Here is an 11,931-nt window from a genome sequence, read left to right as displayed (position 1 = left end):
CTCGTCCGGTGCGCGCGAGCGTCACGAACAGCGTCTTGCTCTCAGGGCCGCCGAAGCAGACATTGCTGACCTCGGGGTCGTCGAAGGTGAGCTTGTCGACGACCTCGCCGCCGCCCGGAGCCACGACGAAGACATGATGACTGCCGTGACCCGCGACGAGGAGGCGCCCCGCCGAGTCGAAGCACATGCCGTCAGGGCCGCTGGTGGGGCCGAGGTCGGCGTAGACAGTCGGGTCGCCGACGGCCCCGGGCCCGGTGAGCGGGAACGCGTGGACCAGCCCGGTACCGGTCTCGTCGACGAGCAGCGTGCTGCCGTCAGGTGTCAGGCAGATGCCGTTGGGGAACATCAGACCGGAGTGCAGGCGCCGGGCATCCCCGTCCGGGCCGAGGTATCCCACGTCGCCGCCGGCCAGTCGCGAGACATCGCGCGTGTCGCCGTCGTCGCTCAGGGGCGGCCAGAGCGGATCGGTGAAGTAGAGTCCCCCGTCGGCGTCGAAGCACAGGTCGTTGGGCGAGTTCAGCGGCTTCCCGTCGATCTGTGCCAAGATCGTGCGGCTCCACCCGTCGGCGTTCACCCGCTGGATGTAGCTTCCGGCGTCACCGCGACCAGGAATGTCCCTGGTCGACGCGTTGGGCCCCCAGTTGCCTCCACCGTTGGCGATGTAAAGATCACCGTCCGGTCCGAAGGCAGCACCGTTGGGTGAGCCGCCGAGCTCGGCGAGCACCACGCGCTGGCCGTCGACGATCCGGGACACGCAACGGTTGGCGAGCTCGACGACATGCAGGGTGCCGTTCGCGTCGACACAGGGTCCCTCCGTGAAGGCGAAGCCGGAGGCGACTTCTGCGAAGTCCGTCATGGGTTGGTTCTCCTCTGATGTGGTCTGCTTGGAACGGGTCAGCTTCATTGGCGCGCGGCCGGCGACTCGAATTGCTCCCGAAGCTGCGTCTTGAGGACCTTGCCGGCCGCATTGCGTGGCAACTCCTCGACGAAGGTGACGTACTTCGGCTTCTTGTAACCGGCGAGGTTCGCCGCGACGTGCGCGATCAGCTCACTGCCGCTGGGATCGGAGCCAGGGCGTCGCACAACGACGGCGCAGGGCGTCTCGCCCCACTTCGGGTCGGGAACGCCGATCACGGCAACGTCGTTGACGTCCGGGTGCGTGCTGAGGACGTTCTCGAGCTCGACCGGATAGATGTTCTCGCCGCCGCTGATGATCATGTCCTTCACGCGACCGGTGATGTAGACGAAACGGTCCGGGGTGATCCGCGCGAGGTCTCCGGTCCGGCACCAGCCGTCGACGAAGGTCTCCTCCGTTGCTTCGGACTTGTTGTGGTACATGCCGCACACCGCTGGGCTGCGGACCCACAGGTGGCCGTCCTCGTCAGGCGCTGCGTCGACGCTCTCGTCGTCGAGTCGCGCGACCCTGACCTCTGCGTACGGCAGCGGACGGCCCACGCTCATCAGGTGCTCGTCGAGGTGGGCAGGGTCCATGACGGTCGCGATCGCGCCGCCCTCGGTGAGCCCGTAAACCTGCTGGAGGGCTAAGTTCGGGAACAGGTCTCGGAGGCGGTCGACAGCATCGCGCAGGATCGGCGATCCGCCTGTGTAGACGACGTCGACACCTGCGAGGATCTCTCCGCTGACGTCCGGAAGGGCGAGGAGCGCGTAGATCATCGTCGGCAGCAGGCCGGCCGAGGTAGCGCCGTGGTGGCGGGCGATCTCGCATGCCCGGCCGATGTCGAAGGCTCCCGAGGCGAGGAAGGCGACATGTCCCCCTCCGGTCAGGGTGGGCAGGCACCAGTCCTCGAACCCTCCGACGTGGAACATCGGACCGCTGGAGAAGTGGACTGTCTGGGCATTGAACGTCCAGTAGGACGACTGCATGGCGCTGAACCACAGCGTGTTCCCGTGGGTCCAGCGTGCGCCCTTCGGGAAACCGGTCGTTCCTGACGTGTACATGATCATGCACGGGTCGTCGTAGGACGGCCGTTCGACATCCGGCTCCTCGGCGGACGCCGCGGCGATCAGCTCGGCGTGTGAGTGGACACCTGCGCGCTCGAGCGGCGCGGCGCTGTCGCCGACGACTATCACGTCCCGGACTCCGGTGTGATCGGCGAGGATCTCGCCGTACGTGGCCAGCAGGTCATCGTGGACGAACAAGCAGCTCGCCTCGGAGTCCGTCAACGCATACTCGAGCTCCTTCGGCGCGAGTCGCCAGTTGAGGCGCACCGACACCGCGCCGATCCGGCCGATCGCCAAGTAGGCCGCCCAGTACTCCAGGCTGTTCTTGAGGAGGATCCCGACCCGGTCACCGCGCCCCACACCCAGCTCCAGCAGGGCATTGGCGTGCCGGAACACCTGCTGCGCCAGGTCGTCGTAGGTCCAGGTCGTCTGATCCTCGAACGACAGCGCCTTGCTGGACCCAGCGCCTGCACCGACGTGGCGAAGGATAGTCGTCGTTACGTCCACCGCTGCTCCTCTCACGGGCCGCGACCGGAGGCGGTCGTGGCGGCCTGGCGATGCCCGCTCGTCGAGCTCTGGTGTCAAACGGACTGCGCGTTGTGACGTGGACCATAATCATTTTTCAGGACAGGCGTCCAGAGTTTTCGGAAAATTTTCAGGACGGGTGTCCGAACGACGGGTGCCCGGTGTCTCACGGCGTGCGGCATCCCGGCCCGACGTACCCAAGGTCCGGGATCGAGACGGTCGCGACAACGGGCGCAAGGGGAACTCGCCTACTGGACGACAGCGCTCAGGTCGCGAGGCAGAAGGCCTCGGGAGTCAGCCCTTACACCCACACGCTCGGACACTGCACCTGACCGTGTCCGCGGCGGGCGCGGGAATGCCGATGACGAGGGCCAGTTCAGCGAAGATCTCGTCGAGGCCGATGGGTATCGCAAGGCGACTGTCGATCGTCCCGGTCAGATGACGCCACACAGCCTGTGCGCGCCCGACATACCGACCTTCCTCGATGGGAGCGAGGAAGTTCGCGAACAGGTCGATCGTGCGCTGGTAGCTCTCGACGATGCCCGAGGTGCGGTGGTTGTTCCCGGACATCGTGTAGTACTCGGACCACAGCAACGTCATCCGCGGATGCGCGTTCCATGGCTCTGTGTAGGCCGCGATCAGGTGCCAGAAGTCTGCTGCGGGATCACTGAACGTCCCACGAACGGCCTCGAGGCGCGCGAAGTACCGGTCCGTGATGGACGCGTAGCCGAAGTCGACGATCTCCTGAGCGTCGGCGAAGTAGTAGTGGATCACCGACGGGCTGACGCCGGCCGCCTTCGCGATTCGGCGAACCGAGCACGCAGCGACCCCCTCGCGACGCATGACATCGGTGGCGGCGTCGAGGATGGCAGCCCGGCGGGCACGATGTTTCTCCTGCGTGCTCCGCCGATTGCTCTGGTAGTTCGCCATCACCTCAACCCAACTCTTCCGAGGGGCAGCCACCTTAGCTCCCCGTGGGCAGCGAAGACCCTGCTGGTCGCTGCTCGAAGGACTCCACCGTCACCCGAGGCAACGGAGATACCGCCCGTGTATCCCGTCCGGGGCCATGGATAGCGCGGCCACCTCGCGCAAACACGGCAGACGATTGCCTAAGCGGTCGCTACCCGAGGAGTCGTCATGCCCGAAGCCGTCATCGTCTCGACCGCCCGCTCGCCGATCGGCCAGCGCTGAAGACCTCGAGCGGTATCGCGCCGTCACCGGTGCCGCCCAGACGCCACTTCACGCGCGCCGAGATCCCGCTGTCGGTGCGGCGTCGCTTCTCTACGTATGCCACGGCCAGACCCCTCCGGGTCGAGGCTGGTGCACCCTTCGTTCGCCCGTGGGCGTTCAGGTCAACTGCGGAAATGAGTGCAGCCCCAGGTCAGAGACCTGGGGCTTCTCACGTGCGCGAGGGGGGAGTTGAACCCCCACGTCCTTTCGGACACACGGACCTGAACCGTGCGCGTCTGCCTATTCCGCCACTCGCGCGTGATGCCCGGCAAGGCTATCCCAGCCGTGATCCGGCACCCAAAACGGGGGGACACCACGAGCCCGCCTCGCCGGGGAGCAGGCGGGGCGGGATGGAAGGTCCCGGGGCGGGCGAGGAGCCACCGATACGATCGTGGGGATCTTCGGGCAGGGGGCCCGGACAGCGAGCCATGTGGAAGGAGGGCGGCGACGTGGGCGGACTGCAGCGGTTCGAGCAGCGGCTCGAGCAGGCGATCTCCGGCGTGTTCGCGCGCACCTTCCGCAGTGCCGTGCAGCCGGTGGAGATCGCGGCTGCGCTGCAGCGCGAGCTCGACAACCAGGCGCAGGTGCTCTCCCGGCAGCGACGGCTGGTGCCCAACAGCTTCGTCGTGGAGCTCTCGTCCAGCGACCTGGAGCGGCTGGCGCCGTACGACTCGACGCTGGCCAACGAGCTCACCACCCAGCTGACCGAGCACGCCGAGCTGCAGTCCTATGTCTTCCCCGGGCCGATCCGGATCGTGTTCGAGTCGGCCGAGGACCTCGGCACCGGGCGGTTCCGGGTCCGCAGCCAGGCCGAGGCGGAGGTGACCGGCCAGAGCCGGCGCTCGAGCACGCAGCGCACGCGCGCGGTGCTCGAGGTCAACGGCACCCAGCACCCGCTGCAGGCGCCCGGGCTGGTCGTGGGACGCGGCAGCGAGGCCGACCTGCGGATCAACGATCCCGGGGTGAGCCGGCGCCACGCCGAGTTCCTCGTCACGAGCCCCGCCGGCGAGTCGGGCACGTCCGGCACCGGACCGGTCCAGGTGGAGGTGCACGACATGGGCTCCACCAACGGCATCCGCGTCGACGGCCAGAAGGTCGCGCGCGCCCGGCTCGGGGACGGCTCCCGGGTCCAGATCGGGCACACGTCCCTCGTTCTTCGACTGCTCCAGGAGGCCGGCCAGGTGGTTGAGGATGTCTGAGCTGACCCTGTTCCTCGTCCGGATCGCCTATCTCGCGATCCTGTGGATCTTCGTACTCTCCGCGATCTCGGTGATCCGCTCCGACATGTTCGGCGCCCGCGTGCCGGCCCCGGCCTCGCCCGGAAAGCAGCCGCGCCCCCCGAAGCCGTCCTCCCCGCGCCGCGGCCAGCCCACGAAGGTCGAGGTCGTCCAGGGCGTCAACACCGGCATCGTGGCCGACCTCTCCCAGGCGCCCATCCTGATCGGCCGCGGCAACGACGCCGCCATCCGCCTCGACGACGACTACGTCTCCACCCGCCACGCCCGGATCGTCGAGTCCGGCGGCCAGTGGTACGTCGAGGACCTCGGCTCCACCAACGGCACCTACCTCGGCAGCCAGCGTCTGACCCAGGCCGTGCCGGTGGGACTCGGCTCGCAGATCCGCATCGGGAAGACCATCGTGGAGCTGAGGAAGTAGATGACGGAGCCCGACCCGCAGCCCGACCCGCAGCCCGACCCGCAGCCCGACACCGTCGACGTACCCCTGCCCTCGACCCGTCCGCTGCTCCAGCTCGACGGGTACGCCGTGTCCGACGTCGGGCGGGTGCGCAAGGACAACCAGGACTCCGGCTACTCCGGTCCCTGGCTGGTCGCGGTGTGCGACGGCGTGGGCGGCGCGGCGCGCGGCGACATCGCCTCCGGTACGGCGATCAGCGAGCTGCGCCAGCTCGACGAGGCGCCCGGCTCGGTCGACGTGATCGACCGGGTCAACGACGGCCTCCACGAGGCCCACGAGTCCATCGGCGCGCAGGTCGACCAGGACCCGGCGCTCAACGGCACGAGCACCACCGCCACCGTGGCGCTCTTCGACGGACAGCGGCTCGCGGTGGGCCACATCGGCGACTCGCGCGCCTATCTGCTGCGCGACGGCGAGCTGTCCCAGCTGACCAACGACCACACCTTCGTGCAGAGCCTGATCGACGAGGGCCGGATCACCGAGGCCGAGGCGCGGGTCCACCCGCACCGCAACCTCATCCTCAAGGCCCTCGACGGACTGCACGACGTGGAGCCCGACCTGTTCGCGCTCGAGCTGGTCCCCGGGGACCGGCTGTTCCTGTGCAGCGACGGCGCGTGCGGCGTCCTGGAGAACGACCGGATCACCGCCCTGCTCGCGGACGGCACCCCGGAGTTCAGCTCGATCGAGCTGGTGCGCGCCAGCCTCGATGCCGGCAGCTCCGACAACGTCACCTGCGTGGTCGCCGACGTCGTCGACCCCGCCGAGCGCCCGCCGGCCGAGCCGATGGTGGTCGGCGCGGCCAGCGACCTCAGCCGCCGCCGCCCGCGCGGGCTGTTCCGCGGCCACCGCTCGGGCGACACCGGCGAGCTCGAGCCGATCACGGCGGAGATCCCCGAGGGCATCGACTACGCGATCCCCGAGGACCCGATCGTCGACCCCGAGGCCCTGCGCTACGCCCCCCAGCCGCCGCCGCGCTTCGCGTGGACCCGCCGCCTGCTGGCCGCCGCGATCGTGCTCGGCCTCGTCTGGATCGCCCTGGGCACGGCGTACTGGTGGAGCCAGCAGAAGTACTACGTCGGCGAGGGCTCCGGGGAGAGCGACGGGCTCGTCGTGATCTATCGCGGCGTCGACGTGCCCGGTCTCTCCGACGTCTACGAGGTCTCCGACCTCGAGCTCGCGGACCTGCAGGAGAGCACGCAGGAGGAGGTCCGCAGCGGCGCGATGATCTACGGCAGCGTCGAGCGGGCCCGCGACGCGATCGCCCGGATCGGCGCCAACGGCCGCCAGCCCTCGGAGGAGAGCCCGGCACCCTCGTCCGCACCGACCCCGTCCGACTCGACGTCCCCGTTCTCCACCCCGACCGAGGGGGGCGCGGCCGATCTGACCACCCTCACCCCGGCGGGCTAGGGCCGGCTGCCATGCCCACCAACTCCGCACTGATGGGATTCGTGCACCGCCGCCGGCGGGGCGCGGAGCTCTTCCTCCTCGTGCTCGCACTGATCGTCGGGATCGGCGCCTACGCCGCCGTCGGGTTGGGCGTCGACGGCGAGGTCCCGGCCAACCTCATCGGGTACGGCGGCTGGCTGACCCTGCTCGTCGTCGCGGCCCATGTCGCGGTGCGGATCGTCGCGCCGTACGCCGACCCGGTGCTGCTGCCCGTCGTGGCGGCCCTCAACGGCCTGGGCCTGGCGGTGATCCACCGCGTCGACCTGGCCAAGGACACCGGTCTGGCCAGCCAGCAGCTGACCTGGATGACCCTCGGGGTGGCGCTCTTCGTCGGCACCCTGATCGCGCTGCCCGACCACCGGCTGCTGGCGCGGTTCACCTACACCTCGGGCCTGGCCGCGCTCGTGCTGCTGATCCTGCCGATGATCCCGGGCCTCGGCACCTCCATCAACGGCGCGAAGATCTGGATCTCGCTCGGCCCGTTCAGCTTCCAGCCCGGTGAGATCGCCAAGCTGCTCCTGGTCGTCACCTTCGCCGGCTACCTCGTCGTCCACCGCGACGCGCTCGCCCTGGCCGGCCGCCGCGTGGTCTTCGTCGACCTGCCCCGCGGCCGCGACCTGGGCCCGGTGCTGATGATGTGGGTCGTCAGCCTCGGCATCCTGGTCCTGCAGCGCGACCTGGGCTCGAGCCTGCTGTTCTTCGGCCTGTTCCTGGTCATGCTCTACGTCGCCACCGAGCGCCCCGGGTGGCTCGTGGTGGGCGCGCTGCTGTTCTTCGGCGGCGCCGCCACGGCGTACCGCCTCTTCAGCCACGTGCAGAGCCGGGTGGACATCTGGCTGGACCCGTTCGCGGACGCCGACGGCAAGGGCTTCCAGCTGGTCCAGGCGCTCTACGGCTTCGCGTGGGGCGGGCTCGTGGGTCGCGGCTTCGGCGAGGGCATGCCGCAGCGGGTGCCCTACGTCGAGTCCGACTTCATCCTCGCCGCGATCGGCGAGGAGCTGGGCCTGACCGCGGTGATGGCGGTGCTGCTGCTCTACGGGCTGGTCGTGGAGCGGGCGCTGCGCGCGGCGCTCATCTCCCGCGACGGCTTCGGGAAGCTGGTCGCGACCGGCCTCGCCGCGGTCTTCGCGCTCCAGGTGTTCGTCGTCATCGGCGGCGTCACCCGGCTGATCCCGCTGACCGGTCTGACCACGCCGTTCCTGTCGTACGGCGGCTCCTCCCTCGTCGCGAACTGGGTGATCATCGCGATCCTGCTGCGCATCTCCGACCAGGCCCGTCGGCCGCTCCCCGACCTCGCCCCCGACGCGGAGGACCCGGACGAGCAGGCCACCCAGATCGTGAAGGTGGTGCCCGAACGATGAACAAGCCGATCCGCGCCGTCTCCATCTTCTGCATGTTCCTGTTCCTCGCCCTGATGGCGAACGTGACCTACGTGCAGTTCGTGAAGTCGGGCAGCTACAACAAGGACCCGCGCAACGCCCGGGTCGCGGAGGCGTCCTACAGCCGCGAGCGCGGCCAGATCATGGTCGGCGACGAGCCGGTGGCGACGAGCAAGCCGGTCGACGACCGGTACAAGTACCTGCGCGTCTACCCGCCGGCCGGCGCGCGGATGTTCGCCCCGGTCACCGGCTATCTCCAGCTCGGCAGCCAGACCGGGATCGAGCGCAGCCAGAACGCCGTGCTCACCGGCTCGGACCCGCAGCTGTTCGTCACCCGGCTCGTCGACCTGCTCAAGGGCGAGACCGCGCAGGGCGGCAATGTCGTCCTCACCCTCGACGCCGCCGCGCAGAAGGCGGCCTTCGAGGGGCTGCGCGACACCCTCGGGCCCGAGGGCGAGGGCTCGGTCGTGGCCATCGAGCCGAAGACCGGCAAGGTGCTGGCGATGGCCTCCTACCCGTCGTACGACCCCAACGAGCTGGCCAGCCACGACCCCGCGGCGGCGTCGCAGGCCTACAAGAGCCTCGACGCCGACGAGCAGGAGCCGCTGCTCAACCGCGCGATCCGCACCCGGCTGTTCCCCGGCTCGACGTTCAAGCTGGTGACCGCGGCGGCCGCGATCGAGAGCGGCAAGTACCACGCGGGCGACCAGGTCCCGGCGGGCACGACCTACCAGCCGCCCGGCACCTCCCACGAGATCGGCAACGACGGCCGGGGCCAGTGCAGCCCGGCGAAGATCGAGTTCGCGACCGCGATGGAGTGGTCGTGCAACACGACCTTCGCGCACCTCGCGGTCGACGTCGGCCCGGAGAAGATGCGCGCCCAGGCCGAGGCGTTCGGCTTCAACAACACCTCCCTGCTCGACCTGCAGGGCCAGGTCGCGTCGGTCTACCCGACCAGCGTCGACGTCCCCGACTCCGAGGGCGGCGGCACCCGCGAGCTCAGCCTCGCGGAGACCGCGCAGACCGGGATCGGCCAGAACACCGTCCAGTCGACGCCCCTGCAGATGGCCATGGTGACGGCGGCGATCGCCAACCAGGGCACGCTGATGCGGCCCTATCTGGTCGACAAGGTGCAGACCGCGGGCTTCAACGTGCTGCGCACGACCGAGCCGGAGACGCTCAACGAGCACGCCGTGTCCGCGCAGACCGCCGGCGAGCTGACCGACCTGCTCGTGTCCACCGTCGCCGACGGCACGGCCTCGCCGGCCGCGATCGACGGGGTGGACGTGGCCGGCAAGACCGGCACCGCCCAGCGCGGCGACTCCCTGTGCAGCGCGGGCGGCAAGCCGCCGTACGCCTGGTTCGTGTCGTTCGCGCCGGCGCAGGACGCCCAGGTCGCGGTGGCGGTGATGATCGAAGAGGCGCCCGACCGGGCGTGCGGCGAGATCGCGGGCGGCCAGCTCGGTGGTCCGATCGCGAAGGCAGTGATGGAAGCGGTGCTGAAGAAGTGATGACCTCGTGACCGAGCAGAGCAGGTACGCCGACCGGGCCGGTCGCTACCGCCTCGACTCCATGATCGCCACCGGCGGCATGGGGGTGGTGTGGCGCGGCACCGACACCCGACTGGGGCGGCCGGTCGCCGTCAAGGTGCTCAAGCCCGAGTACGCCGACGACGCCACCTTCCGCAGCCGGTTCGAGGGCGAGGCCCGCAGCGCCGCCGCGCTCCACCACCCCGGCATCGCCGGGGTCTACGACTACGGCGCCGGCTCCGACGTCCCCGGCGGTCCGGCGGCCGCCGACCTGCCGCCGTACCTCGTCATGGAGCTGGTCGACGGCCAGCCCCTCTCAACCCTGCTGTCCAACGCGCGCGCCAGCGGGCGCACTCTCGACCCGGCCGTCGTGCAGGACCTGATGGCGCAGGCGGCCGACGCCCTCGCCGTGGCCCACCGCGCCGGCATCGTGCACCGCGACGTGAAGCCCGCCAACCTGCTCGTCACCCCCGACCGCACGGTCAAGATCACCGACTTCGGCATCGCCCGCGCCCTCGACTCCGTGGCGCTGACCCGCACCGGATCGGTGATGGGGACGCCGCAGTACCTCAGCCCGGAGCAGGCGCGCGGCAACCCGTCGACGCCCGCCTCCGACGTCTACTCGCTCGGCGTCGTGGCCTTCGAGTGCCTGGCCGGGCGCCGCCCGTTCGAGGCGGAGACGCCGATCGCCACCGCGCTCGCCCACCTCCAGCAGCCGGTGCCGCCGCTCCCGCCGAGCATCCCGGGCCCGCTGGCCGCGGTGGTGCGCCGATCGCTCGCCAAGGACCCCGCGGAGCGGTACGCCGACGGCGCGGCCTTCGCCGAGGCGCTCCGCTCGCCCGAGGTCGCCGCCGCGGCCGGATCGGACGACGGGTCCGACGACGGCCACACCCGCGTGCTGACGGGCGTGGTGCCGGTGCCCGTCCCGCCCGTCCCGTCCGGCGCGGCCGCCACGCCGCCGTCGCAGCCGATGCAGCGCCTGGACAGCCCGTCGGCGTACACCGGACAGACCCGCACCGTCGCCGACGACGAGGACGAGCGCCGCTCGCCGTGGCCGATCGCGCTCGCGGTCATCGCGCTGGTGATCGCCGCGGTGGTGGCCGCCTTCCTGCTGCTCGGCAACGGCGACGACGACGAGCCGACGGCCACGGACACCTCGACGACGCCCACGACGGCTGCCACCACCGAGGCGTCGGAGCCGACGGACACGCCCACCACGGAGCCCACCAGCGAGGCGCCGAAGACGGTCGAGGTCGACGAGGAGCGCTACACCTGCTTCGCCGACTACCACGAGGCCGTCGACGACCTTCGCGGCGAGGGCCTCAAGGTGACCTGGGAGGAGGACTCCCGGACCAACGACGGCGGCTGCGCGGAGGGCACCGTGTCGCGGTTCTCCCGCAACGGCACCCTCGAGGAGGGCGACGCGGTGGTCGTCTTCTACTGGGGCCCCGTGCCCGAGGAGCCCACCGAGCCCACGGAGCCGACCGAGCCGACCGATTCGATCTCCCTGCCGACTGCTCCCACCGACCTGACGGGTGGTGCCCAGTGACGACTCCTCCCCACGATCCCGGATCCCAGCGCACCGTCGTCGGCGGACGCTACGAGCTCGGCGAGCTGCTCGGCCGCGGCGGCATGGCCGAGGTCCGCAAGGGCACCGACACCCGGCTCGGCCGGGTCGTCGCGGTCAAGCGGCTGCGCACCGACCTCGCCAGCGACCCGACCTTCCAGGCGCGCTTCCGCCGGGAGGCCCAGTCGTCCGCATCGCTCAACCACCCCGCGATCGTCGCGGTCTACGACACCGGCGAGGAGCGCACCACCCACCTCGACGGCGAGGTCGAGGTGGTCCCCTACATCGTGATGGAGCACGTCGCCGGGCGGACCCTGCGCGACATCCTGCGCGAGGGCCGCAAGATCCTGCCCGAGCGCGCCCTGGAGATCACCAGCGGCGTGCTGTCGGCGCTCGACTACAGCCACCGCGCCGGGATCATCCACCGCGACATCAAGCCCGGCAACGTCATGCTCACCCCGTCGGGCGACATCAAGGTGATGGACTTCGGCATCGCCCGGGCGATGAGCGACGCTCAGTCGTCGATGACCCAGACCGCCGCCGTCGTCGGGACGGCGCAGTACCTCTCCCCCGAGCAGGCGCGCGGCGAGACGGTCGA

At 70.5% G+C, this 11,931-nt stretch carries 10 protein-coding genes and 1 tRNA gene; 7 read left to right on the top strand and 4 right to left on the bottom strand.

Features of this window, described 5'->3' with window-relative positions; all coding sequences use genetic code 11:
- The 4 genes from FHP29_RS14590 to FHP29_RS14575 form a co-directional block, all read right to left on the bottom strand.
- The coding region (locus FHP29_RS14590) for an SMP-30/gluconolactonase/LRE family protein (RefSeq protein ID WP_158296579.1) at positions 1 to 856 on the bottom strand (856 nt) is incomplete at its 3' end.
- Positions 857 to 900: 44 nt separating this feature from the next.
- On the bottom strand, positions 901 to 2,469 hold the full coding sequence (locus FHP29_RS14585) for an AMP-binding protein (RefSeq protein WP_158296578.1): 1,569 nt from the start codon (positions 2,467 to 2,469) through the stop codon (positions 901 to 903).
- 312 nt (positions 2,470 to 2,781) lie between these two features.
- Entirely contained in the window at positions 2,782 to 3,417 is a 636-nt protein-coding gene (locus FHP29_RS14580) for a TetR/AcrR family transcriptional regulator (protein ID WP_139623582.1), read from the bottom strand.
- A 474-nt stretch (positions 3,418 to 3,891) separates the two neighbouring features.
- Positions 3,892 to 3,975, bottom strand: a tRNA-Leu gene (locus FHP29_RS14575).
- A gap of 191 nt (positions 3,976 to 4,166) precedes the next feature.
- Here FHP29_RS14575 and FHP29_RS14570 point away from each other — a divergent pair.
- From FHP29_RS14570 to FHP29_RS22245, 7 genes are all read left to right on the top strand, one after another.
- Positions 4,167 to 4,916 (top strand): FhaA domain-containing protein, encoded by a 750-nt coding sequence (locus FHP29_RS14570; RefSeq protein ID WP_139623581.1) that lies wholly within the window; start codon positions 4,167 to 4,169, stop codon positions 4,914 to 4,916.
- Positions 4,909 to 5,373 carry an FHA domain-containing protein FhaB/FipA gene (locus FHP29_RS14565; protein ID WP_139623580.1) on the top strand — a complete coding sequence of 155 codons (465 nt, stop codon included), beginning with the start codon at positions 4,909 to 4,911 and terminating at the stop codon, positions 5,371 to 5,373. Before FHP29_RS14570 ends, FHP29_RS14565 begins: the two co-directional genes overlap by 8 nt.
- The gene (locus FHP29_RS14560; RefSeq protein ID WP_139623579.1) at positions 5,374 to 6,819 is read left to right on the top strand and encodes a PP2C family protein-serine/threonine phosphatase; all 1,446 of its coding nucleotides are present in this window, start codon (positions 5,374 to 5,376) and stop codon (positions 6,817 to 6,819) included.
- A gap of 11 nt (positions 6,820 to 6,830) precedes the next feature.
- Positions 6,831 to 8,219, top strand: coding sequence for an FtsW/RodA/SpoVE family cell cycle protein (locus FHP29_RS14555; protein ID WP_139623578.1), 1,389 nt, complete (start codon positions 6,831 to 6,833; stop codon positions 8,217 to 8,219).
- A complete protein-coding gene (locus FHP29_RS14550; protein WP_139623577.1) occupies positions 8,216 to 9,748 on the top strand; it encodes a peptidoglycan D,D-transpeptidase FtsI family protein in 1,533 nt (510 codons plus the stop codon). Before FHP29_RS14555 ends, FHP29_RS14550 begins: the two co-directional genes overlap by 4 nt.
- A gap of 7 nt (positions 9,749 to 9,755) precedes the next feature.
- Positions 9,756 to 11,315, top strand: coding sequence for a serine/threonine-protein kinase (locus FHP29_RS22250; protein WP_205014131.1), 1,560 nt, complete (start codon positions 9,756 to 9,758; stop codon positions 11,313 to 11,315).
- A gap of 83 nt (positions 11,316 to 11,398) precedes the next feature.
- Positions 11,399 to 11,931: protein kinase domain-containing protein (locus tag FHP29_RS22245; RefSeq protein ID WP_205014167.1), on the top strand; the 533-nt coding region annotated here is incomplete at its 3' end.

The organism is Nocardioides albidus, assembly GCF_006335005.1.
Classification (GTDB): Bacteria; Actinomycetota; Actinomycetes; order Propionibacteriales; family Nocardioidaceae; genus Nocardioides; species Nocardioides albidus.
Note: the sequence above shows the minus strand (reverse complement) of the source record. Positions and strands in the feature narration are given on the sequence as shown.